31 protein-coding genes are annotated in these 20239 nt (G+C 71.5%); 8 read left to right on the top strand and 23 right to left on the bottom strand.

Annotation, left to right across the window (positions count from 1 at the left end; translation table 11 throughout):
* Positions 1-7 precede the first annotated feature (7 nt).
* From B9O00_RS30690 to B9O00_RS30680, 3 genes are read right to left on the bottom strand one after another with little or no spacing between them, the layout of a single operon-like run.
* Complete coding sequence (locus B9O00_RS30690; RefSeq protein WP_085127038.1) at positions 8-337, bottom strand: DUF2730 family protein; 330 nt, start codon at positions 335-337, stop codon at positions 8-10.
* The gene (locus B9O00_RS30685) at positions 337-930 is read right to left on the bottom strand and encodes a 3TM-type holin (protein WP_085127036.1); all 594 of its coding nucleotides are present in this window, start codon (positions 928-930) and stop codon (positions 337-339) included. Before B9O00_RS30685 ends, B9O00_RS30690 begins: the two co-directional genes overlap by 1 nt.
* Entirely contained in the window at positions 930-1358 is a 429-nt protein-coding gene (locus tag B9O00_RS30680) for a hypothetical protein (RefSeq protein WP_143596421.1), read from the bottom strand. The genes B9O00_RS30685 and B9O00_RS30680 overlap by 1 nt, the downstream gene beginning before the upstream one ends.
* 350 nt (positions 1359-1708) lie before the next feature.
* On the opposite strand from B9O00_RS30680, the gene B9O00_RS30675 reads away from it, so the two are divergent.
* Together B9O00_RS30675 and B9O00_RS30670 are read left to right on the top strand one after the other, a co-directional pair.
* Positions 1709-1990 carry a hypothetical protein gene (locus B9O00_RS30675; RefSeq protein ID WP_085127031.1) on the top strand — a complete coding sequence of 94 codons (282 nt, stop codon included), beginning with the start codon at positions 1709-1711 and terminating at the stop codon, positions 1988-1990.
* On the top strand, positions 1971-2201 hold the full coding sequence (locus B9O00_RS30670) for a hypothetical protein (protein ID WP_085127029.1): 231 nt from the start codon (positions 1971-1973) through the stop codon (positions 2199-2201). Before B9O00_RS30675 ends, B9O00_RS30670 begins: the two co-directional genes overlap by 20 nt.
* Here B9O00_RS30670 and B9O00_RS30665 read toward each other — a convergent pair.
* From B9O00_RS30665 to B9O00_RS30585, 17 genes are all read right to left on the bottom strand, one after another.
* Positions 2185-2589 (bottom strand): helix-turn-helix domain-containing protein, encoded by a 405-nt coding sequence (locus B9O00_RS30665; RefSeq protein ID WP_085127027.1) that lies wholly within the window; start codon positions 2587-2589, stop codon positions 2185-2187. The two genes, B9O00_RS30670 and B9O00_RS30665, sit on opposite strands and share 17 nt — an antisense overlap.
* Positions 2586-3212, bottom strand: coding sequence for a hypothetical protein (locus tag B9O00_RS30660; protein ID WP_143596420.1), 627 nt, complete (start codon positions 3210-3212; stop codon positions 2586-2588). The genes B9O00_RS30665 and B9O00_RS30660 overlap by 4 nt, the downstream gene beginning before the upstream one ends.
* Entirely contained in the window at positions 3212-3910 is a 699-nt protein-coding gene (locus B9O00_RS30655) for a DUF2786 domain-containing protein (RefSeq protein ID WP_085127022.1), read from the bottom strand. The genes B9O00_RS30660 and B9O00_RS30655 overlap by 1 nt, the downstream gene beginning before the upstream one ends.
* Positions 3910-4920 (bottom strand): DUF5131 family protein, encoded by a 1011-nt coding sequence (locus B9O00_RS30650; RefSeq protein ID WP_085127020.1) that lies wholly within the window; start codon positions 4918-4920, stop codon positions 3910-3912. The genes B9O00_RS30655 and B9O00_RS30650 overlap by 1 nt, the downstream gene beginning before the upstream one ends.
* Positions 4921-5307, bottom strand: a complete 387-nt coding sequence (locus B9O00_RS34080) for a GcrA family cell cycle regulator (protein WP_085127018.1) — start codon at positions 5305-5307, stop codon at positions 4921-4923.
* A complete protein-coding gene (locus B9O00_RS30640) occupies positions 5300-5764 on the bottom strand; it encodes a hypothetical protein (RefSeq protein ID WP_085127016.1) in 465 nt (154 codons plus the stop codon). The genes B9O00_RS34080 and B9O00_RS30640 overlap by 8 nt, the downstream gene beginning before the upstream one ends.
* Positions 5765-6130 (bottom strand): hypothetical protein, encoded by a 366-nt coding sequence (locus tag B9O00_RS30635; RefSeq protein WP_085127014.1) that lies wholly within the window; start codon positions 6128-6130, stop codon positions 5765-5767.
* A gap of 2 nt (positions 6131-6132) precedes the next feature.
* Complete coding sequence (locus tag B9O00_RS33590; protein WP_179244003.1) at positions 6133-6555, bottom strand: hypothetical protein; 423 nt, start codon at positions 6553-6555, stop codon at positions 6133-6135.
* Between the two features lie 3 nt (positions 6556-6558).
* Positions 6559-7278 (bottom strand): regulatory protein GemA, encoded by a 720-nt coding sequence (locus B9O00_RS33270; RefSeq protein ID WP_159460384.1) that lies wholly within the window; start codon positions 7276-7278, stop codon positions 6559-6561.
* Between the two features lie 44 nt (positions 7279-7322).
* The gene (locus tag B9O00_RS30620) at positions 7323-8780 is read right to left on the bottom strand and encodes a helix-turn-helix domain-containing protein (protein ID WP_085127012.1); all 1458 of its coding nucleotides are present in this window, start codon (positions 8778-8780) and stop codon (positions 7323-7325) included.
* Between the two features lie 3 nt (positions 8781-8783).
* Positions 8784-9065, bottom strand: a complete 282-nt coding sequence (locus B9O00_RS30615) for a hypothetical protein (RefSeq protein ID WP_085127010.1) — start codon at positions 9063-9065, stop codon at positions 8784-8786.
* Positions 9066-9080: 15 nt separating this feature from the next.
* Positions 9081-9422 (bottom strand): hypothetical protein, encoded by a 342-nt coding sequence (locus B9O00_RS33265; RefSeq protein ID WP_085127008.1) that lies wholly within the window; start codon positions 9420-9422, stop codon positions 9081-9083.
* Between the two features lie 3 nt (positions 9423-9425).
* Positions 9426-9968: a host-nuclease inhibitor Gam family protein gene (locus B9O00_RS30605; RefSeq protein WP_085127006.1), complete on the bottom strand. Its 543-nt coding sequence runs from the start codon at positions 9966-9968 to the stop codon at positions 9426-9428.
* Positions 9969-10056: 88 nt separating this feature from the next.
* Positions 10057-10320 (bottom strand): hypothetical protein, encoded by a 264-nt coding sequence (locus B9O00_RS30600; RefSeq protein ID WP_085127004.1) that lies wholly within the window; start codon positions 10318-10320, stop codon positions 10057-10059.
* Between the two features lie 14 nt (positions 10321-10334).
* Complete coding sequence (locus tag B9O00_RS30595; protein WP_085127002.1) at positions 10335-11297, bottom strand: AAA family ATPase; 963 nt, start codon at positions 11295-11297, stop codon at positions 10335-10337.
* Positions 11298-11375: 78 nt separating this feature from the next.
* Positions 11376-13382: a transposase domain-containing protein gene (locus B9O00_RS30590; protein ID WP_143596419.1), complete on the bottom strand. Its 2007-nt coding sequence runs from the start codon at positions 13380-13382 to the stop codon at positions 11376-11378.
* Entirely contained in the window at positions 13379-13819 is a 441-nt protein-coding gene (locus tag B9O00_RS30585; protein WP_143596418.1) for a S46 family peptidase, read from the bottom strand. Before B9O00_RS30585 ends, B9O00_RS30590 begins: the two co-directional genes overlap by 4 nt.
* Before the next feature lie 239 nt (positions 13820-14058).
* On the opposite strand from B9O00_RS30585, the gene B9O00_RS30580 reads away from it, so the two are divergent.
* Positions 14059-14214, top strand: a complete 156-nt coding sequence (locus tag B9O00_RS30580; RefSeq protein WP_159460383.1) for a hypothetical protein — start codon at positions 14059-14061, stop codon at positions 14212-14214.
* 11 nt (positions 14215-14225) lie between these two features.
* On the opposite strand, the gene B9O00_RS30575 is transcribed toward B9O00_RS30580, so the two are convergent.
* From B9O00_RS30575 to B9O00_RS30565, 3 genes are read right to left on the bottom strand one after another with little or no spacing between them, the layout of a single operon-like run.
* Positions 14226-15449, bottom strand: a complete 1224-nt coding sequence (locus B9O00_RS30575; protein WP_085126993.1) for a hypothetical protein — start codon at positions 15447-15449, stop codon at positions 14226-14228.
* Positions 15446-16333, bottom strand: coding sequence for a ParB/RepB/Spo0J family partition protein (locus B9O00_RS30570; protein WP_085126991.1), 888 nt, complete (start codon positions 16331-16333; stop codon positions 15446-15448). Before B9O00_RS30570 ends, B9O00_RS30575 begins: the two co-directional genes overlap by 4 nt.
* A gap of 2 nt (positions 16334-16335) precedes the next feature.
* On the bottom strand, positions 16336-16626 hold the full coding sequence (locus tag B9O00_RS30565) for a helix-turn-helix domain-containing protein (RefSeq protein ID WP_085126989.1): 291 nt from the start codon (positions 16624-16626) through the stop codon (positions 16336-16338).
* A gap of 162 nt (positions 16627-16788) precedes the next feature.
* Here B9O00_RS30565 and B9O00_RS30560 point away from each other — a divergent pair, with 162 nt between their 5' ends.
* The 5 genes from B9O00_RS30560 to B9O00_RS30540 form a co-directional block, all read left to right on the top strand.
* A complete protein-coding gene (locus B9O00_RS30560) occupies positions 16789-17520 on the top strand; it encodes a S24 family peptidase (protein WP_159460382.1) in 732 nt (243 codons plus the stop codon).
* A 357-nt stretch (positions 17521-17877) separates the two neighbouring features.
* Complete coding sequence (locus tag B9O00_RS30555) at positions 17878-18636, top strand: class I SAM-dependent methyltransferase (protein WP_085126985.1); 759 nt, start codon at positions 17878-17880, stop codon at positions 18634-18636.
* 32 nt (positions 18637-18668) lie between these two features.
* A complete protein-coding gene (locus B9O00_RS30550; RefSeq protein WP_085126982.1) occupies positions 18669-19097 on the top strand; it encodes a RidA family protein in 429 nt (142 codons plus the stop codon).
* Between the two features lie 16 nt (positions 19098-19113).
* Positions 19114-19797 (top strand): DUF1028 domain-containing protein, encoded by a 684-nt coding sequence (locus B9O00_RS30545; protein WP_085126980.1) that lies wholly within the window; start codon positions 19114-19116, stop codon positions 19795-19797.
* A 214-nt stretch (positions 19798-20011) separates the two neighbouring features.
* Positions 20012-20239 (top strand): helix-turn-helix domain-containing protein (locus B9O00_RS30540; protein WP_143596417.1); only part of this gene is annotated, 228 nt, incomplete at its 3' end.

Genomic DNA, 20239 nt, shown 5'->3' with positions numbered 1-20239 from the left:
CGCCCCCTCACTTGTTGCCGCGCAGGTAGTCTTCCTGCCGGGTGACGACGCGATCGACCCGCTCGACGATGTCGTCGAGGCCCGTGACTCTCTGTGTCAGCGCCTTCACGTCGCCGCCCAGAGCCTCGATCGCGATAGCCAGGTGATGGACCGCCTCGGTGGTCGGGACGCCGCGCAGCTGGAACTCGACCGCCTGCACGCGGGTGGTCAGATCGGTGACGGTCTTGGCGTCCTCCCGGGCGCCGGCGCGTAGATAGCTGGCGATCGAGATCGCGACCCCCACCAGCACCGCCGCCCATTGGCCGACGCTCCCCCAGTCGATCGCGCCAGCCTGCATCAGTCCGTTCCCTTCTTCGCGATCATGGCCTGCAGCGCGCCGCCGAGGCGCTGGAAGGAGCCGACGGGCGGCGCGTCGCCGGCGGCCGCGGCGCGGTCGCCCGCCTTGTCGTCGGAGCGCTTGACGACGTAGAGGCCGCCGACGCCGGCGAGCGCGTAGACGACCCACTGCAGGGCGGCGATGGTGTCGGGCAGCAGCACCGGCTCGCGCCAGCAGATCAGCAGGGCGGTCGCCGCGGCCGCCAGGCCGATCGCGACCAGGGCGTAGATGATCGTCGGCCGGGCGCGGCGCACGTAGGCGTCCTCGCTGCCGGTCATCGCGCGCCAGGAGGCCTCGCGCTCGGCGAGGCGCTTGGTCTCCTCGGCGGCGAGACCGAGCGCCCGTTGGGTCAGGGTCTCCTGGAAGCGGGCGAAGAGCGCCGGGTCCGCCTGGATCGCGGCGGCCGCCTTCTCCGGATCGTGCTCGCCGGTCAGGCCGCTGGCGATGCCGGCTGCCGCGTCGACGACGCGCGTGCCGAGCGGCTGGTCGCCCTCGAGGAGATCCTTGATCGCGGGCAACGCGGCGCCGGCGAGCGACAGCAACAGCGGGAACATCAGGCCTGCCCCCGCCTGATGAACTCGAAGTACTCGATCGTCGCGGCGTTGCTCGCCAGGAACTTCTCGACCGTGCCGGCGCCGGCCGCGGTGTTGAACCACTGCTTCCAGTAGGCCGCGAGGTCGCGCCAGGCACCGGCCGCCGGCAGCGCCTTCGGCACGGTCCAGTACTTCAGCCGGGCGACCGCGCAGGCCAGCCAGGGGTTCCAGGTCAGGTGCTCGAGCAGGGCGTCGGAACCGGCCGGCGTCAGGTCGAAGGGCGGGTGCAGGATCAGGCGCGCGAGGATCTTGGCGACCCAGTCGCTGCGGATCTCGCGGTCGAGCAGGCTGTGTACCGTGTTGGGCTCGAGGCCGAAGAGCGAGCGCGCCGGGCCGCCGCCGTACTGCTGGACGGCCCGCAGGCCGTCGCCCTCGCGTACGGCGGTCATGACCAGGAGCTGCCGGGCCGGGAGCCTCGACAGCCGGTCGTCGATGGAGCCCAAAACGGCGAGGGTCGGGACGACCACGCGCTGATCAAAGGACTGGATGAGTGCTCGAGAGGTCACTGCCCGCCTCGCCGTCTCGGGTTGCAAGCCGAGGTGGCAGGGTGCTCTCCAGCGGGCGCGGCGGCCCTTCCCACGGGCGTGGGATGGCGTTCGGAGGGCAGTCGAAGGCGGGAAGGCGGCGAGTGTGGAGTGCCGGCCGGTGCTGCGTCAATCGCGTGCGAAAGGGGGTTGCATTCGCACAAACCCCGTCCCCCGATTCTCGGGGGTCATCGATGCAGCAAGGGAGAGGAGCGATGGCGACCTGGACGATCAAGGCATATGGCGGCGACGAACCGCAGTGGATGAGGAGCTTCGACGAAGCAGAGATGTCGAAGGAGGACATCGCGGGACTGCTGCGCTGCCTGGCGGCGCGCCACCTGACCGACGACGAGGTGCTCGACAGCCTGCTGCCCTCGAAGCAGGCCGCTCATTTCGAGCTGATCCCGCCCGGCGGCAAGAAGTTCGGGCTGATGACGGTCGGCACGGGCCGGCACTACGTGGCAATGCTGGAGCTGGATGGCCATGAAGAAGGCTGAGGCGGAGAGCCACATTCGCTCCCTTTGCCACGACTGGCGGCGCGAGACCGGCCAAGACCATGTACCGGCTGGAGAGCTGAGCCCCGCGCAGTTCATCACCTGGCTCCGCCAGAGATATCCGCAGGTCCTAAGGTTCCGGACATCCTTGTCGATCGACTACGACGTTGAGTTCTGGTTCGACCAGGAATTCAAGCTCAGCTGGCGCCGCTAGGCCGACGCTCCTCGTCGAACAGGTCGGCCTGCCGGGAGTCGACGCGGCCGTTCTTGATCCGCCGTACCGATTCGGCGTGGCAGCCGACCAGGCGGGCGACTTCCTGGACCGGCCGGCCCTCGGCCAGCAGGTGGGCGATCAGCGCCGGCTGCAGGCGCTTGCCCATGGGGACGCGGATCTCGCCCGAGCGCGGGAAGGCCTCGGCGATCTTGCGGGCCGCCTCGAGGCCGACCGTGCGGACCAGCAGCTCCTTGCCGCGCGGTCGCGCCGGCACGTGCACGATCGTTCCGCCCAGCTCCTTGCGCAGCTTCAACGCCGCCTCGAGGCCCGCGGCCTTCGCGACGTCGGCCAGCTCGGCCGGCAGGATCTGGTGGAAGTCGACGGTCACCGGCCGGCGACCTCCGCGAACAGCGGCAAGTCGGCGTTGGGGTCGACCGGCAACGGCGCGGGCAGCACGATCCGCGGCTTCGCGAGCTCGTGCGCGAGCGCATCCTCCCAGTCCTCGGCGAGCTGGACGAGCTCCGCCACGCTGTCGCTAGCGGCGAAGTCGACCTGATCGAGGCCGATGTAGTGGCAGAGCAGCTTGTAGAAGCGACCCGGGATGTAGACCCCGTTCGGGTGCGGCCCGCCGACGATGTGCCAGTATCGTCGCCAGGGACCGGCATGCAGTATGAGCAGGTCGACGTCGCCGGTTTCCGGGTTCCAGTAGCCGCTCCAGCGCGAGCCGGGCACATCGCTGCCGACCCTGCAGTCGCGCTTGTGCCGCTCGATGATCGGCCGTACCGCGCAGGCCTCGCTGAAGGCGAGGCCGCTTCGCTTCCAGGTCGCCTTGGTCAACCAGAAGTGTCTGCCACACAGGCGGCAGCGAAACCTCAGCCTCTCGCCGTCGTCAGGCCCCACGGGGCAGGGCACCAGCTCGTGTCCGATCTCGGCCGCCGCCTCGCGAGCGGAGCCGATCGCCGCTTCCCGCTCTATGTCGAGCTGTGTCGGCTGCCGTGTGCGGCGCGCCATCACCGCCTCCCGAGCAACCGTTGCGGTGCGCCGAGCGCGCCGTCGCGCCGATCGGCGCCGACGCCGGCAGCGAGCTCGACGCCGGCGGCCGCGGCAGCGCCCCAGGACGTGGCCCGCGGATCGCGGGTCGGCTTCGGCGCGCCGGCCTTGGTGAGGTTCGGGTGCCGCCTGTCCCGCCAGGCGCGCGAGCGCTCGGCGATCGCGTCGTTCTGCTGGCCCTCGAAGGCGGCCCAGAGGCGCCGGCTCAGCACCAGCACCATGCCCTCGACGAAGGCCTTGGTGGCCCGCGCCTTGGCCCGCTGCGTCCGCTTGCGCTTGTAGGCGGTCGAGCGCCGGAACAGCCTGACCTCGCGGTCGATCCCCGCCTCCAGCATGTCGCGCGTGTAGGCCGCGATCTCCGCCAGGTGCGCCGGCCCGCTGAAGGTGACGGTGCCGCGGCCGCAGTCCTTCGTCGCCACCGTGTTGGTGCAAAGGGCGACCATGCCGATCAGCCGGTCGCGTATGTGGGCCTTGAGCGGCGCCGGCCGCGCGCAGACTACCTCGGCCATCTCCAGGTCGAGCTCGTCGAGCCCGTTGCGGCGCATCAGCTCGGCCACCTTGCCCAGCGCCGTCGCCGCCGCGGCTTCGGAGCAGCCGCGCGAGACCGTGCGCTCGCGGAGCTTGCGGATCGTCGCCTTGATCGCCTCGAGTTCGGCCATCACGCGGCCTTCCGGAAGAAGGGCATGCCGTTGTGCTCGCGGCCATCGAGGAGGCGGCCGGCGGCGCGCTTGCCGATCCGCTCGAGCATCAGTGTCGGACCCATCACCTCGTCCTCGAGCGTGGGGAAGCAGAGCTTGGTCTCGCACCCCGACATGACGAGGGTCAGGATCTCGCCGCGATAGGCAGCGACTGCCGATCGGTCGCAGTCGAATCGCCCGACCGGTGCCCAGTCGCCCCACTGCTTGAACAGATAGGCGATGGCATTGTCGTCGCACCACGACCAGGTCGCGCGGTGCCAGTCGGGATGGCTCGGCCGGGAATCGGGCCCCGACTCGCCGCCGCTGACCATCCAGCGGATGAACTCCCAGCCGCTCCAGTCGACGAGGCCGAGCGCCGGCTCGTAGCTGACCCAGGTCGCCCAGCCGAGCTTGGCGATCGCGCGCAGGTGCTCCCTGCGGCGATCGGCGCGGACCTGATCCTCGACGCTGACCCCGATCCAGGCATTGCGCAATGGCCAGGGCATGTCGCCGCCCCAGGTCGCGCCCTGGGCCGCGAGGGCGCGAAGCGGGTCGGAGAGCTCGCCCGCGGCGGCCCAGACGCGCTCGGGCGTCTCGGGATCGGCCAGATAGGCCGTCTGGCGCTCGCTGCGCTTGGTCAGGAACTGGAAAACGTGCTGCGGGCTGAGCGCCGCGACGGCCATGACCCGGTCGATCCAGGCGGTCGGCACGGCCTCGTACCAGAGGTCGCCGTGAGCGACGGCGAAGATCAGCCGCGGCCGACGCCAGTGCAGCGGCTTGACCAGCTCGGCCTCGTTGAAGCGGACCTCGCCGTTCCAGATCGGGCCCGACTTGCTCGGCACGGTTAGGCCCCGGCGGGTCGGGTGGTCCTTCATCCTGGTGCCGGCGAGGCGCATGGCGTAGCAGCGCTGGCAGCCGGGCCCGTGGACCTTGCAGCCGACGACGGGGTTCCAGGTCGCATCGGTCCACTCGATCTTGCTGCGATCGGCCATCTAGGCGGCCCTCCCGGTCCGTCCGACGTAGGCCAAGCAGCAGTGCCTGGTGCAGTAGGGCCGGCGGTGCTCGCGCGGGGCGTCGCAGCCGCCGGCGAACGGCCACTGGCAGGTCCGGGGCTCGCGCTCGCGCGGGAACAGCTCGACCGGCTCGGGCCCGGGCTCGACCGGAGGGACGTAGAGCACCGGAAGCCCGCGCTTGGGCTTCGGCGGCATGCCGCGGACGATCGGGTCCTTCCACGCCGGCAGCTTCAGGCGGTGCGCCTTGCCGACGACGGCGTTCTTGGTGACGCCTAGCTCACCCGCGATCGCGCTGCAGCTCCGCCCCTCGAGCCAGCGCTTGCGCAGCAGGTCGAGGCGCTCGGGCGTCCAGGTCTGATCAGTCATCGTGCGCCTCCTCTTCGCGGGCGGCCGCCTCCTCGACGATGTGTCGCTCCACGTCCGCTAGGGGCTCGCGCTTGCGCGCGATCGCGTGCTTCGCCGCCAGCGCGTCGAACTTCTTCCAGGCCTCGAGGCGGACTTGGTCCATCGCGCGCCGCGCCTCGTGGATGCGCTGCTGCGCCTCGCGGATGGCGCCCGTCATGTCGGACATCAGGGCGTCGGCGCGGCGCCGGTAGTGGCCGAGCTGCTCGACTGAGCCGACGGCGATCACCTGGTCGACGGTCGTGAGGTTGCGCTGCACGCCGCCGCTCGGCGGCTGGTGCTCGGTCACCAGGTCCTCGCCGTCTATCCAGAGCACCCTCGCGAGCCACCACTCGGACGGCAGCGAGAACCGCGGACAGCCGATCAGCACCGTGTCGCCGGCCTTCACCGTCGGCTGCGCCGCCTTCTTGCGCTTCGCCATCTACCGATCCTCCGGCCCGCCGGGGTTGCCCTCGCCGTCGTCCGCCACCGCGCCGACCAGATCGTCCTCGATGACGACCTGGACGATGCGGCGTGCCAGTGTGTTCGGGCTGAGGTGCCGCCGCGCCGCCTCGCGCTCGAGCCGCGGCCACAGCTCGACGGGCATCAGCACCGCGCGGCCCTGCCGCTCGGCCCGCTGGTCGTCCGCGACCCGCCGGCGGGTGGCGCTGTGCTCGAGAGCGCTGACCGTCGAGGGCTCGACGCCGATCCGCTGGGCGATCTCTCGCGTGGTCAGCCCCTGGCGCCGCAGCGCCAGGACCGCGTCGGTGCGGCTCGGGTAGCCGAGGGTCTCCTTGGCGGCGCCCATCCTCACCGCACCTCCGGCCCGCCTGCGCAGGCGCTGCAGAGGTCGGGCTCGACCCACCAGCAGCCCCCGCCGTCCGCCATCTCGCAGGCGGCCGCCTGGGTGCAGCCGCAGGAGCGACAGCGACGCAGGCCCTCGTGCCGGATCGGCAGGCAGCCGCGCGCCTTGAGCCAGCCCGTCCAGACGATCAGGGCGTCCAGCGCGGCGTCCTGGGTCTCCGCCTCAGGCACGCCCGGCACGAGGAGCCCGTCGCCGTCGCGGACATGGCGCGCGGTCGCCGACATCAGCTCGCGCACCAGGCTCTCGTCGCCGGAGGCGATTTCGATGGCACCGTCCGGCAGCGCGTGCTCGGCCGGCTGGAACTCGATCTGGCCCGAGGCCCAGCAGTAGGCGCGGATAGGCCGCTCGATCGACATGACTTCACCCATGGTTCAACCCTCCTTCGAAGCGTCTTCGGGAAGCGACTTGCCGAGCGCCTGGCGCAGCATCCGGCCGAGGTCGCGGATCGCCTGGTCGGCCTGGTTCGGCGTGAGGTTCAGGCGGTCGGCGTCGGCCGGCAGGCCGGGCCGGCCAGCCAGCCAGCGGTCCAGCGCCGACCAGCCGCCGTTGGAGACGACACCGAGCTCGGCCAGGCGCCGCCACTGCGCCTCGAGGACGCGGGCGCGCGGGTCCTCGCCGAGCAGCTGGCCGGCGCGGTAGTAGGGCCGCCAGTCGACCCCGGCGTCACGCGCCAGCGCTGCCTTGAGGCTCTCGACGGACTTGTTGAACCCGGCGCCGTCGAGCCACTGCAGGGCCGCGACGCCGCCCTTCCCGCGGCCGCCCGTGACGCGCTCGCACCAGTGCGCCAGCGCCGTTTCGCTCGGATCGTCGACGACGCCGAGCCAGTAGCCTGAGAGCCAGAGGGCCCGGAGCTTGCCGGCGAGCGGCCCCTCGGCGGGCTTGCGGCCGCGGCCTGCCCCCGGGCCCGAACGGGGAGCGCCGGTCGCGGCGGAGCGCGGCTTCGGCGTCCAGCCGAGCCGGGCGAACTCGGCGAGCACCTGGTCGAGCTCGGCGATCGACAGCTCGGTCGACGATTCCTTGCCGGTCACCCGCTTGAGCAGCGCGCGATAGGTCCCGTCGTCGAGCGCGAGCTGCCTGCGCGCGATCTGCACCTTCGCAATCAGCGGGCGCCGATCTCCGGTCCGGACTGCCGCGGTCAAAGCTCGACTCCCTTGACGCGCTTGCCGCTGCCGCTGCTGCTGCGCTGCCCGCCCTTGCGCGAGCGCTGCAGCGCCGCGACGCCGGGGTCCGGCACGGCGGGCAGCGGGCCCACGGGCTCGGCGCCCTGGACGACCTCGGCATAGGCCGGCGGGCAGCGAGTCACCTTGCCCTCGGCGATCGCCGCCGCGACCAGGCGCTCGGCTTCGGAGCGCGTGCCGCGCGGAATCGGCCGCCCGTCCGGCAGCCGGATCGCCGTTCGGCCGCCGGGCACTCCGGCGACGTAGCCCTTCGCCTTGAGGCGCTGCACCGTGGCCTCGACCACCTGCAGCGGCCGGTCTGCCTCGCGGGCAACCTCGGCCGGCTTGCCGCCGGTCCGGATGATCGCGCGCAGCACGTGCGCCTCGGCTTCGGTGAGCGGTTGCGGCGCGTCGGCCGTCGGCAGCTTGGGCGCAGGGGCGGTCCGGGCGGAGGCCGCCTTGCGGCGAGCCGGGGCAGGCCTGGGCGTCGCATGCTCCTTCGGAACCGGTTGGGCGGGAACGGGAGCCGGCGCCGCTGCCCGGAGCGCTGCTCGGGCCGCCATGAAGGACAGGCCGATCCTGCGCGCCTGGACGCGGACGGCGTTGTCGCTGATGCCGAGCCGCTCGGCGACCTCGCGCGACCGCAGGCCTTCGTCCGCCAGCGCACGCAAATGCTCGAGGCGCTCCGGTGTCCAGACGCTTCTGGTCCGTCCGATGCGCTGGCCAACAGGCACCTGGGCAGAACGGGTAGCCCGCCCGATCTCCGCGGCAGCCTCCGTCGGCGGCGAGTCGGCCGCTGCCGCCGCGGTCGGCTCGGGGTCCGGGGCAACGGCGGCCGGCGAGCCCGCTTCCTCGGAGGCCGGGGGCTGCGAGAGGCCCAGCCGATCGAGACAACGCCGGGCGAGGTCGGCGCGCGGGCCGTCTGCAGCCAGGTCCTTCTCGACGACGGCGACGGCATGCATGACCGTGCTGTGGTCGCGCCCGCCGACCAGGCGGCCGACCGCGGGAAGCGAAAGCCCCGTGTGTTCCGACAGCAGGTACATCAGCACCTGCCGGGCATGGGCGAGCAGCTGCTTCCGCCTCCGACCGGTTAGCGCGGATCGCAGACAGCCGGACTCCTCGGTGACCGCCCGGAAGATCGCATCGGCGCGCCGTCGATCCTCCGGCATCTCGACCCGGTGCGTGAGCTGCAGGGGCATGGGATCGACCGCCTGCGCCGCCGGCCGGCCGGCAACCAGCCAGGCGTCGGCCCGCTGGGCCAGGTCGAGCGCGGCGCCCAGGTCACCGACACCGCGCTCCAGCGCCAGGGCGAGCAGATACGCCCGCCGGCGGGCCGGCTCGGTCTCCAGGTCGTAGCGCCAGGATTGCTCGGACGGCTCGATCCCGTCGACGATCTCTGCCTCGACCAGGTCAGGCTGTTGGATCGGGTTCGCCATCTCTCACCCCACCGCCGAAGCCGGGTCGAAGGCGACTGTCTGCTCGAGCGCCGTGATGGACGGCCGGGTGACCTGCGGCACCACGGCCATGCCACGGACCGGTACAGCGAAGCGCCAGCGACCGGCGGTGTCGCGATACAGCCAGAGATCCGGCAGGCTTCCACTGAGCCGGAAGCGGTAGAGGTCGGGCCCGCCGGCGCCGGCGACGACCTCGGCGGCGAAGAGCTGCAAGCCCCCCAGGTCATTCGGGCTGGTGGGAACGAGGCATGCGGTCGCGACCTGCATGGCGGTGTCCTCCTCTTAAGCGTCGGCGTAGGGCGCGCGGGCCTTCCAGGCGTCCGCGGCGGCCCTGCCGGCCTCGTTGGTGGGCCTGTCCCCGCGAGGGCGGGGATCCGGGGCCGGCGCCGAGGCCTCGGCGCGGCCCTCGAGCGGATCCTCGGGGGCCGGCGCCAGGTCGGGCTCCGGCAGCTGGACCGGCCTGCCGGCCGGGTGCTCCCGCAGCCAGGTCTCGATCGAGATCAGCTCGTCGGCGAGCAGCTCGCGGGTCTTCGGCCGGTCGAAGCGGTGGGCGAGGTAGACGCGGGCCGCGAGCGCCAGGCTGCGCAGCTGCGCCTCCAGGATCCGCTCGCGGGCCGTCGCCATGGCTCAGTCCTCCGCCTGCGCGGGCTCGGGCTGGGCGGCCTCGTCGGACTCCTTCAGCAGCGCCTCGACCAGCTTGTCGATCTCGCCGTCCGTCGCCTTGATCAGCACCACGTCGCCGGCTTCGGTGACGGTGCAGCCGATCTTCCGCAGCTCAGCAGTCGAGAGGTTGTTGAGCGCGGCCTTGACCGGCTTCTCCTCGACCTTGACCAGACTGTCGACCAGGTCCGGCAGGTGCTTGCGGATCAGCCGGATCGTGACCTCCGGGTCGGAGATCTCGATCTTGCCCTTGCCCTTCTGGAAGCCGACGCGGATGCCGTACAGCGTCAGGGTCTTGGGGCGCCCGAAGAGCTGCGGGCTCTCCTGGATCGCCGCCTCCAGCTTCGCGCGCGCGTTGGACGCCGCATCGGTGCGCCGTCGCAACAGCGGGATCTTCTGCCGCTTGATCCGCTCGAGCTCGCTGTTGGTCTCCTTGACGGCATCGGCCAACTCATCACGGGCAGCCGCGTAGCTCTTGGTCAGGCGTTCGATGGTGGCGAGATCTGCCATCACAGGCTCCTCAGCGTGCGGGGTCGGCGGGGCAGCCAGATCAGCGCCAGCCAGCGCAGCTGCCGCCCCAGGAAGGTGCGCGGGCGCCTCACGAGGCGCTCCCGCGGATCGGGATCATGTCGAGCCGGCCGAAGCGCTCGTCGTCGTGGGCGCGGCGGCCGAAGGCGACGTCGCCGCAGAGCGAGCCGCCCTGCAGGCGGACGGTGCCGACCAGGCGGTCGGGCTGGCGCTCGGTGACGGCGTAGAGGATGCCGGTGTACGGCGCGGCTAGCGGGCTGGTCGTGAACCTCACGGTCACCGGGTCGCCGACCTGCGGCAGGCCGAAGGGCCGCTTGTGGATCTGGGGAAGCATCGTCACCGCCTCCCTCACCGGCCGACCTGCTGGGGGGTCAGGCGCCGGAACGCCTCGCGCAGGTGCTCCAGCTTCCGGCTCTCGGCGCCGCCGGCCAGCATCGTCGCCATGCGCAGCGTGAAGACCATGGCGCGCAGGGCGCCGGGCTTCTCGGCGATGGCCTTCAGGAAGCTCTGCTCCTCGGGATCGACGATCCCCCAGGCCTGCACGATCGTGCAGATGTCCCGCTCGCGCGGGCCCGGCTGGGTCAGCACCATGCCGACCCGGCTGAAGAGCTGGGCGAAGGCCGCCTTGCGGCCGCCGCCGTCGAGACGGCTATAGACCATCTCGTTGCCGATCAGCGCGATGCCGACGCCGGCCGAGTCGTGGATCGAGCGCAGCTGGTCGAGCGCCAGCGTGTTGGGGTGCTGGGCCTCGTCGAGGATGATCAGGCCGTTCTTGTCGCGGACGTAGTTGGCGATCGCCCGCGATAGGCGCGTCTGCACCCGCTCGGCGAGCCCCATGGACTCGGCGATCAGCGCCAGCAGCGGATAGGTCGTCGCCGTGCAGGGCTCGGCGGTGACGTGCCAGACGTTGGAGTTGGTGGCGGCGTAGTAGGAGGCGGTCTTCGTCTTGCCGGACCCGGCGCCCATGGCGACCACGCCGATCGTCGGCGCGATCTGGCTGAAGGTCAGGATCTCGCCGATCTTCCGCGAGGTCGGCGTGTCCTGGAAGCCGATATCGGACGGCAGGGTGGCACCCGCCTTGGCGCGGCTCTTGAGGCTGTCCAGGCCCTTGCGGACCGACTGCGCGACGGCGGCGTTGTCGCCCTTGTACCGCTTGTTGCGCCACTGGCTGATCGTGCCCTCGGCGACGGCCAGGCGGGCCGCCATGGCCGCCTGCGACAGGCCCTCGGCCTGCTGGTAGGCGGTCAGCTCCCGGCGCAGCTCGTCCTGCGCCTCTTCCGTCCAGCGGTCTTGCGTGTCGATCGTGCTCATGGTCTCTTGCTCCTCACTTCGTTGCCGTTACCGAGGGCCTCGCCGCTGCAATCGGCGGGGCCTTCGCCTTTCCAGCCCTCAGGGCTGCTGGCGCCGGAAGGCCGCCAGCTCCGCGATCGAAGCCGACAGGTTCCGGTCCATCTCCTCGATCGCTTCCGAGTTGGCTGCCGGCTGCAGCGCCAGCGCGCCGCGCGTCCTGACCGGCCGCACGACTTTGGCGTCCGGCGCCGGCGGCGGGTCGAGCTCGACCAGGTGCTCGAGGACCTCCTCGACCGCCATGCCGCGCTCCAGCTCGGCGATCTCCGACTGCTTCTTCTGGTAGCTGCGGCGCTTGCGGCCGTGCTCCCTGGCCTTCTCCTGGTCGAGGAAGCCGGTCCGCTCCCAGACCTCGACGTGGCCCAGGAAGACGCCGTCGTGGCGGTAGACCTCGATGCCGCCCTGGGCGTCGTCCGGGTCGTAGCGGACGGTCAGCTTCTTGCCGACGAAGCCGGTCATCCACTCCGCCCAGTAGACGTTGCCCAGCACGTGCACCGCGCCGCTCGGCTTGCGCGCGGTCAGCAGCTCGGCGGTCATCAGCGCCCGGGTCAGCTGCTCGGCCGCCGGTTTGCGGATGCCGATGCTGTTCTCCTGCCGCGCGTAGCTTTCGGCGAAGGCCTGGTCGAAGGACTTGACGCCGCCACAGACCGGGGTGCGTCGGCCCTCGCGGGCGTTGTAGGAGGCGATGCCGCGCGCGACGAACTTGAGGAAGGTCTCGAAGTCGACGACCCGGCTGCCGTAGTTCGCCGGCTTGTGCTGCGGGCTGCGGCCGGTGTAGGCGCCGTCGAAGACCTTGGCCTTCGAGACGATGTTGGTCAGGTCCCCGAAGCCGCGCTCGACCGGCTTCGACTGGCCGCTGCAGGGCGTCGTCCAGCGCACCGTCATCCCGAAGCCGGTCAGCAGGCCCTCCAGCTCCTCGGGCTTGATCTTGTTCCGGTAGCGCGTCTTCTGGCCGCCGGTGATCAGCTTGCTGGCGAACTCGCGGCCGTTGTCGAGCACCGCGGTCTCGGGCACGCCGAAGTCCCGGAACACGTCGTGGAACGCCAGGCGCACGGCCGCCGCCGAGGGGTTGAGGTCGACCCGCCAGGCCAGGATCTTGTTGGAGTAGAGGTCCTGGATGACGATCAGCGAGGGCCGGGCGCCCTGCTCGGCGCCGGGCATCGCGACCGTGATGTCGAAGGTGTGGAAGTCGGCGTTCACCGCCTCCAGCGCGCGCAGCTGGCTGCGGTCGCGGATCTGCGGCTGGTACATGGCGCGCAGGGCATCGGCGCCCTGACGGCAGTAGGTGACCAGCGGCGGCCACAGGGCCTCGATCCGGCGGCGCATCGTGCGCGGGTGGGGCAGCGTCCAGCCGTGCTGCTGCGCGGCCGCCTGGACCTCCCGGTAGCACTCCTCGAAGGGCGGCTGCGAGTTGATCAGCCAGAGGCCCTTCAGCATCTCCCAGGCCTCGGGCGAGCACTCGACCGTCTGGCCGGCCTTGCCCTTGTGGCGCGGGCAGAGCGCCGCCTCCCGGTCCAGCCGGTCGAGGCCGCGCACCAGGCGCTGCCACTGGTAGATCGTGCTGCCGCCGATGCCCTCCTGCTTGGCCACTTCGGCGACGGCATGGTTCTTCGTCAGCCCGGTCCGGTGCAGGGTCTCCACGGCTTCCAGGATCGCCACGCGGCGCCGCGCCTCGCGCTTCTTCGTCTCCGGCTGGCGCCGGTACCAGTCCTGCAGCTCCCAGCTCGCGCTCGGGCGGCCGGCGCCGGCGGACTCGCCGGCGGGCGCGGCGGCCGCGAGCTTGGCCGTCCGCTCGTCGTGCACCAGCTTGGCGGCGGCAGCGTCCGGCAGCAGGGTGTAGTGGTACTCCCAGCCGCCGCCGCGGCCTTGCCGGCGACGCGCGAGCGGCGCGTCGTCGAGATTGCGCCGCTCCTGCCAGGCCTGGCGCTTCGCCAGCTCGATGATGCGCTTCTTGCTCGACGGCAGGCCCGGCAGGCGCAGGGCCGCCAGCTCGGCGGCGGTGTGCCAGACCTTGCTCAGCGCCGTGGAGCTGGTCAGCCGCGCCGTCACCGGCCGGCCCCCTTCCGTGCCTGCCGGAGCGCGCTGTCGAAAGCCTTGCCGATCTCCTCCCTGCCGGCCGCGAGCTGGCCGACCTCGACCCAAGGCAGGAACTTGTCGTCGACCACACTGTGGCCGAACAACTCGGCGCCGAGCTGCAGCAGTCGCAGATCGTCGGTGACGTGCACCAGCGCCAGCAGGCGCAGGAAGCTGATCGTGTGGTCGGCCCGCCCCTGGCTGGCGTAGGCGTCCAGCATGTTGCGGCTGACCTCCTCGCCCAGCCAGGCGGACATCTCCGCGGCCAGATCCTCACGGTCCCGATCGCAGGACTTCAGCGTCTCGGCGACCGCCAGCGAGATCCGGTCCCGCAAGCTCTGGCTGCGCACCAGGTTCTCCGGGTAGCGCCCGACAACCAGCTGTTCCGGCGGCTGCCAGTCCAAGAGATCCATCGTTCTGGTGTCCCCCAGGACCCGCACCATGGTCAGAGGGCGCCTCCGGCGCGTGCGGGGGTCTCGCCGGAGGCGTCAGGCAGCCGCGTCCTGGCCGGGATCTCTGGGCCCCGGCTCGACGTCGGCAGCGTGGCCGGGCGCACCGTCCCGATGACGGCGGCCCGGCCGGCCCCTACACTCGGCGTTGCCAGACAACCGAGGAGGGGAAGATGTTGGTTTCCAAGGAGCGGCTGTTCGAAATGGCCTTCGAGATCGTCGCCGACCGGAGCAGCCGTGCCCGGTTCGACCAGCCGGGCAGCGGCGATCGCCTGCTGAAGGAAGATCTGGTCAAGACCTTCCGCGCGCTCGAGCAGGCGACCGCCGAGCTGGGCGGCGAAGTGCCGGCGCAAGACTAGCCGCCGCGCCGTCACGGCAGCTCGAGCCCCGCCGCGAACTCTTTGATCTCCCTGAGATCGTCCCAGGTGACGCCGATCAACCTGCCGCTCTGCGGCAGGTAGTGCGCCAGCTCGAGGATGATCTTGGCGAGCTTGGGGTGGAAATAGACCTCCGTGCCGCTCCAGCAGGTGTGGTTGGGATCGGGCACGCGCGATTCGGTGTCGTCGGGCTTGGGAGCCCGGCCGGAGGGTACCGGCTCCGTCAGGGCCGCGAACGACCTGACAGCCTCGGCTTCCTTGGCGGTGAGATGGATCACGCCGCCGCGGACGGCGGCGATCTTGGCCAGCAGATCGGCCTGCAGGCCGCCGACGTAGACGTTGACCCCGCAGCAGCCGGTCTTCTCGGGCGTGGTGGCTGCGGCGGTCGCCTCCGCAGCGCTCCGCCTGGGGTCGAAAGGCAGCATCCGGATGACGCAGACGAAGTGACCCCAGGCCTGGTCGTCCTGCAGGTTCGCACCGGCCCAGGCCTCGAAGACCTCGCGCCAGGTGAACTCGCCGAGCCGCTCGATCAGCGGCACCAGGGCCGCGTCGATCGGGTCGGCTTCCTTGTTCGCCACGAGCCCGAAGACTGAGAGCAGGTCGTCATGTCGCTTGGCGACGTCGTAGGCGCGCTCTTGTTCGCCCTGCCACAGAGCCTCCCAGTCGTACAGCTTGTCGGGCTTCGGGTAGATGGCGCCCTTCGCGAACTCGAAGAAGCGCGCCCAGAACTCTTGCTGCTCGTCGCCGGCCGCCGCGGCCGGCTCGACCGCCATCCGACAGCGGTTGCGCGCGCTCATGTACCGCCGCGCGGCCTTGGTATCGGCGAAGCCGGCCGCCTTTCCGTCCCGTGGCGTCTCCGCCGCCGCTGCCCGCGCCCGGTCGAGCTTCTGCTCGAGGTTGAAGCGCCGCCGCCAGGCCGCGTGCGCCGCCCGCGAGGCCTCCGAGCGGCTGCGGGAAGCCGCCGAGAAGACGGCCAGCAGGCGCTCCTGCTCGTCGAGCAGCGGCCCGATCGGCTCGTGCCCGAGGCGCGCCTCGGGCGCCCGGTCGATGGTGGCGTAGGAGATGTCGAACGCCGCCTTGACGCGCTGGGCGTGCCGGTCGAGCGCGTCGCGGGCGCGGTCCGCGGCGGCCTCGGCCGTCGCGTAGGCGGCGCGGGCGGCGTCTTCGGCCTGCCACGCGCGCTCCAGGTTGGCCTCCAGCTTCTGCAGGCTGTTCACGCCTCTTCCTCCTCGTTGGGGGTGCTGAGCCACTCGGCCGGGATCTCGCCATGGGCATGCAGTTCCTGGATGAACTGCCGTCGCACGCGCAGCGATGCCCGGACCCAGCGATCCTTCAGCCGGCGCAGCTGCACGGTCGCGGCGTCGGTCGAGGGCAGTGCGCGACCCGATATCCGCTCGACTGCCGCGCGGACGGTTTTCGCCGTCCCGTCCGCCAGAAGGTCGACGACCATCGGGCGTAGGCTCGGCTCGAGGTCCGCCAGGGCGAGCAGCTCCGCCTGCGTGTGGATCAGCCTGTCGCGCGCGATCCGGCGCCGCAGCTCGGGCGGGATGCAGGCCGCAATCCTCACGGCGCGTTCGATCGTCTTGCGCGAGATGTTCAGGCGCGCCGCCGTCGACTCTGCAAACGACATCGTGTCGCTCGCAGACCCGGCCTTGGCGTGGCCGCCGGCGGCGTGCTGCCTCGTCTCCGGGAACAGCCGCTCGTGGATCGCCTTACGCTCGGCCAGGAAGGACGCCCGGTCGAGCGGGCTGAGCTCGTGCCGGACCAGGTTCTCGTCGATCTCCGCGAGGCGGGCCTCGTCGGGGCTGGCCGGGTCGATGATCAGCGCCGGCACCCCCGCGAGGCCGAGCTCGCGCGCCGCCTGCAGGCGGTGCGCGCCGGCTACCAAGTCCCAGGTTCCGGGAATTGCCTTGCCCCACTTGCCGCCGGCCGTGGCGTCGCGCGCCGGGCGTACCGTCAGCGGCGTCGTGATGCCCTGCAGCGCGATCGATGTCTTGAGGCCGTCGACATAGTCCGGGTCGACCTCGCGCAGCCGCTCCGGGATACGGATCTGGGCGATCGGCAGGGTCAGGGCGGTCGGCGAGTCTGGGGTCGTCGCCATGTTCACGCCGCCGCCGCTTTCTGACGATGACCGGCGGATCGCGCGGCGCTAGTCTTTCGCGAACGAGAGCTGAGGCGGTTGCCGTCGCGGTCGTACCACTCGGGCCAGAGCGCGAAGAGATCCAGGCCCAGGTAGTCGGCGACCACGCGGTTGCCCTTCGGACAGGGCGTGTAGAGGCACTTCCGGACCGTCGCGCCGGGGATGCCGGCCCTGATTCCGAGCGCCGTCAGGGTGATGCCGGTCTTCCGGACCGCCGCCTTGACGTCCTCGGGGTGCTGATTGGCGAGTGCCATCGCTTCCCTCTCGCTGCCGGCCCTGCCAGGCCGGTGGTATGCACGAACGAGAAGTCAGGATATTCGGAAAGTCGGCCGATGCAAACGGAAAACAAACCATCACAGATCGCAATTGGCCGTAAATCCGGCCAGCATGGACAAAAAACAAGCGATTCCAGTCGGATGGCCGAAACCGTGACGCGCGATGACGAAGTTTCCGGGTCCGACACAGTTTCGGCGGCCAACCGTTTCGGTGTGTTTTCCGAACGGCTCCGAGATTCCCTGGAAGGGCGCAGCGGAACGTGGCTCGCCAAGTCGATTGGCGCCGCGCCGTCGACGGTCAACAGCTGGCTGAAGGGCGAGAGTGAGCCTGGGCTCACCTACCTTGTTGCGTGTGCGAACGTGCTCGAGCGCAACGTCGCTTGGCTCGCGACTGGTGAAGGACCCAGCTCGCCGGGCGAATCGGGCGCACAGCCGCGAGCCGCAAATCCGCAGGATCAGTTCGTCGGCATTCCGCGCTACGACGTCCAGCTCTCGGCCGGCGGGGGCGGGTTCGCGCAGCGCGCGGAGCTGCTCGACGAGATCCCCTTCACGCCCAAGTTCCTGCGCCGCAAGCTCGGCCGCGGCACGACGCGGGACCTGGTTATGGTCGAGGTCGCCGGCGACTCCATGGAGCCGACCTTGAGCGACGGCGACCTGGTCATGATCGACACCAGCAGCCGCACCGTGAACGACGGCCTTTTCGCGCTCGTCTGGGAGGATGCGTTGCTGGTGAAGCGCCTGCGCCGAGCTGTGGATGGGCTGCTGATCATCAGCGACAACAGCGACCTCTACGAGCCGATGCTGCTTCCGCGCTCCCGCGGCGACGAGGTCCAAGTCGTCGGCCGCGTCCGCTGGGTCGCGAGGGTCGTTTGAGCCCTCGTCGAACGCTCTGCGCCGCCCGCTTGAACGCTTCTGGCGGCTTGCTCGAACCGCGCGCGCCGACTCCCGATTCCCGTGTCAAAGCCCCCGCCGTCGCCGCCGACTCCAGGAATCAGGCCGCGGCGCGCTTCGTCGCGCCTGGCTCCCGCTCAACCGCAGTTTTCCGCGCCCTGTCCCACCATATCCCGCCTGGTCCCGCGGTATCCCGCCTCACTCCAGGTCTATGTGTCACCTAACAGCGAGGGATTCGAACGGCGCCCTTGTTTTCCCTCGCCCCTTGGGGGAGAGGGAGGGGCCCGCGGCCGTCAGGCCGTGGGAGGGTGAGGGGTGACACGAGCGCAACGGCCGGCCATGGACCTCTACGAAGACACGCGCCTGACGGCGGTCTACGACCTGATGAGCCCGCCGGCCGAGGACACGGCCTTCTACCGGCGGCTGGCCGGCGGCCTGGGCAATGGAGCGCGGCTCGACGTCCTCGACCTCGGCTGCGGCACGGGCCAGCTCGCCCTGGCTCTCGCCGACGACGGCCACCGGGTGACCGGCTACGACCCGGCGCCGGCGATGCTGGCGATCGCGCGCGCCAAGCCGGGCGCGGAACGCGTGACCTGGCGCGACGGCGCCGCCGAGGCGCTGCCGGACGCCCCCGCCTTCGATCTCGCGGTGATGACCGGCCACGTCTTCCAGGTGCTGCTGAGCGACAAGGCGATCGCGGCGACCCTGGCGGCCCTGCGCCGCTGCCTCAGGCCCGGCGGGCGCCTCGCCTTCGAGAGCCGCAACCCGCTGTTCCGCTCCTACCTGACCTGGACGCCCGAGCAGAGCCGCGAGATCCTTGCCCTGCCCGGCGGCGGCCCCGATGGCCCCAGCGTCGAGATCCACAACGACGTCACGCCGCTGGTCGACGAGCGCCTGACCTACGAGACCCACTTCCACTTCCCGGACAGCGGCGAGCGCTTCGTCACGCGCAACGACCTGCGCTTCGCGCCGCAGCCGACCATCGCCCGCCTGCTGGCCGAGGCCGGCTTCGGCCCGGTCGCCTGGCAGGGCGACTGGCAAGGCAACCCCTTCACCGAGGCGTCGCGCGAGATCATCGCCGTCGCCACCGCGCCCTGACCCGCCAACTCCCACGAGAGGACCCGCCGCCCGTGACCCCGATCCAGCGCATCCGCCGCTTCAACACCAAGGACACCTACCCCGGCCAGAACCTCGACAACGATCTCTGCCAGGCCGTGGTCGCCGGCAACACGGTCTACCTGCGCGGCCAGGTCGGCACCGACCTGGAGACCGGCGAGACGGTCGGCGTCGGCGACGCCGGCGCCCAGGCCGAGCAGGCCATGCGCAACGTCGAGCAGCTGCTCGCCGAGTGCGGCGCCAGCCTGCAGGATGTCGTCAAGATCGTCATCTACATCGTCGACCGGCAGGACCGGCCCGCCGTCTACCGCGCCGTCGGCGCGAAGCTGAAGGGCGTGTTCCCGGTCTCGACCGGCCTGATCGTCGCGGGCCTGGCCAAGGAGGACTGGCTGATGGAGATCGACGTCACGGCGGTCAAGCGCTACGAGGAAGGCCGTCCCTGAGCGACTGGAGGACCCCATGACCTTCTCGCTGACCGCCCGCTGCGCCCGCACCGGCCAGCTCGGCGTTGCCGTCACCTCCTCCTCGATCGCCGTGGCGGCGCGCTGCACCTTCGTGCGGGCCGGCACCGGGGCGGTCGCGACGCAGAACGTCACCGACCCGCGGCTCGGCCCCAAGGGCCTGGACTTCCTGGCCGCCGGGCTGCCGGCCCAGGCGGCGATGAACGCCCTGCTGGCGACCCAGGCCCATCCGGAATACCGCCAGGTCGCGCTGATCGACGACCAGGGTGCCATCGCCTGGCACAGCGGCGCCAGGGCCCTGGGCCTTGCCGCCGTGGTCGTCGGCCCGGACTGCGTCGCCGCCGGCAACCTGCTGGCCGACGAGGGCGTGCCGGCCGCCATGGTCCGCGCCTTCGAGGAGTCGGGCGGCGAGCTGCTCGCCGAGCGCCTGGTCCGTGCCCTGGAGGCCGGGCTCGCCGCCGGCGGCGAGGCGGGACCGGTCCATTCGGCCGGCCTGGTCGTGGCCGCCGAGGAGGCCTGGCCCTGGGCCGACCTGCGCGTCGACTGGCACGACGAGCCGAACGGCGCGATCCCGGCCCTGCGCCGCCTCTGGCAGGACTGGGCGCCCCAGGCCGACGCCTACGTCACCCGCGCCCTCGACCCGACCGCGGCCCCTTCCTACGGCGTGCCGGGGGACGAGTAGCGGGGCCTGCGGCGGGCCGATCCGTCCTGGCCGGAACGGCTCCATGGTTCGACAAGCTCACCATGAAGCCGTTTGGGATGGCATCTGATGAGGAGCACCCGATTCGCTTCACCCTGAGCTTGTCTGTATAGACCGGAGAGATGGTGGACGGGTGTTCGGGGACATGGTGGACGCATTCTGATCGGCATTGAGGGTCTCATGAGGGAGGCTTTCGATGCCCTGGCAGGAGGTGTCGATCGTGTCGCAGCGTCAGGAGTTCGTGCTTTTGGCGAGCCGGGAGGGGGCGAACAAGCGCGCTCTGTGCCGGCGCTTCGGGATCAGCCCGACGGTCGGCTATCGCTGGCTGGCGCGCTATCGCGCGGCGGGCCTGGCGGGCCTGGAGGACCGCTCGCGCCGGCCGCTGCATTCGCCGAACGAGACGCCGGTGGCGATCCAGGCGGCG

Source organism: Tistlia consotensis USBA 355, assembly GCF_900177295.1.
GTDB lineage: Bacteria > Pseudomonadota > Alphaproteobacteria > Kiloniellales > DSM-21159 > Tistlia > Tistlia consotensis.
Note: the sequence above shows the minus strand (reverse complement) of the source record. Positions and strands in the feature narration are given on the sequence as shown.

Coding starts and splice junctions, on each gene's coding strand:
- B9O00_RS30690 (WP_085127038.1), bottom strand. CDS start 337: ATGCAGGCTGGCGCGATCGACTGGGGGAGCGTCGGCCAATGGGCGGCG.
- B9O00_RS30685 (WP_085127036.1), bottom strand. CDS start 930: ATGTTCCCGCTGTTGCTGTCGCTCGCCGGCGCCGCGTTGCCCGCGATC.
- B9O00_RS30680 (WP_143596421.1), bottom strand. CDS start 1,358: ATGACCGCCGTACGCGAGGGCGACGGCCTGCGGGCCGTCCAGCAGTAC.
- B9O00_RS30675 (WP_085127031.1), top strand. CDS start 1,709: ATGGCGACCTGGACGATCAAGGCATATGGCGGCGACGAACCGCAGTGG.
- B9O00_RS30670 (WP_085127029.1), top strand. CDS start 1,971: ATGGCCATGAAGAAGGCTGAGGCGGAGAGCCACATTCGCTCCCTTTGC.
- B9O00_RS30660 (WP_143596420.1), bottom strand. CDS start 3,212: ATGGCGCGCCGCACACGGCAGCCGACACAGCTCGACATAGAGCGGGAA.
- B9O00_RS30655 (WP_085127022.1), bottom strand. CDS start 3,910: ATGGCCGAACTCGAGGCGATCAAGGCGACGATCCGCAAGCTCCGCGAG.
- B9O00_RS30650 (WP_085127020.1), bottom strand. CDS start 4,920: ATGGCCGATCGCAGCAAGATCGAGTGGACCGATGCGACCTGGAACCCC.
- B9O00_RS34080 (WP_085127018.1), bottom strand. CDS start 5,307: ATGACTGATCAGACCTGGACGCCCGAGCGCCTCGACCTGCTGCGCAAG.
- B9O00_RS30640 (WP_085127016.1), bottom strand. CDS start 5,764: ATGGCGAAGCGCAAGAAGGCGGCGCAGCCGACGGTGAAGGCCGGCGAC.
- B9O00_RS30635 (WP_085127014.1), bottom strand. CDS start 6,130: ATGGGCGCCGCCAAGGAGACCCTCGGCTACCCGAGCCGCACCGACGCG.
- B9O00_RS33590 (WP_179244003.1), bottom strand. CDS start 6,555: ATGGGTGAAGTCATGTCGATCGAGCGGCCTATCCGCGCCTACTGCTGG.
- B9O00_RS30620 (WP_085127012.1), bottom strand. CDS start 8,780: ATGGCGAACCCGATCCAACAGCCTGACCTGGTCGAGGCAGAGATCGTC.
- B9O00_RS30615 (WP_085127010.1), bottom strand. CDS start 9,065: ATGCAGGTCGCGACCGCATGCCTCGTTCCCACCAGCCCGAATGACCTG.
- B9O00_RS33265 (WP_085127008.1), bottom strand. CDS start 9,422: ATGGCGACGGCCCGCGAGCGGATCCTGGAGGCGCAGCTGCGCAGCCTG.
- B9O00_RS30605 (WP_085127006.1), bottom strand. CDS start 9,968: ATGGCAGATCTCGCCACCATCGAACGCCTGACCAAGAGCTACGCGGCT.
- B9O00_RS30600 (WP_085127004.1), bottom strand. CDS start 10,320: ATGCTTCCCCAGATCCACAAGCGGCCCTTCGGCCTGCCGCAGGTCGGC.
- B9O00_RS30595 (WP_085127002.1), bottom strand. CDS start 11,297: ATGAGCACGATCGACACGCAAGACCGCTGGACGGAAGAGGCGCAGGAC.
- B9O00_RS30585 (WP_143596418.1), bottom strand. CDS start 13,819: ATGGATCTCTTGGACTGGCAGCCGCCGGAACAGCTGGTTGTCGGGCGC.
- B9O00_RS30580 (WP_159460383.1), top strand. CDS start 14,059: ATGGCCTTCGAGATCGTCGCCGACCGGAGCAGCCGTGCCCGGTTCGAC.
- B9O00_RS30570 (WP_085126991.1), bottom strand. CDS start 16,333: ATGGCGACGACCCCAGACTCGCCGACCGCCCTGACCCTGCCGATCGCC.
- B9O00_RS30565 (WP_085126989.1), bottom strand. CDS start 16,626: ATGGCACTCGCCAATCAGCACCCCGAGGACGTCAAGGCGGCGGTCCGG.
- B9O00_RS30560 (WP_159460382.1), top strand. CDS start 16,789: ATGGCCGAAACCGTGACGCGCGATGACGAAGTTTCCGGGTCCGACACA.
- B9O00_RS30555 (WP_085126985.1), top strand. CDS start 17,878: ATGGACCTCTACGAAGACACGCGCCTGACGGCGGTCTACGACCTGATG.
- B9O00_RS30545 (WP_085126980.1), top strand. CDS start 19,114: ATGACCTTCTCGCTGACCGCCCGCTGCGCCCGCACCGGCCAGCTCGGC.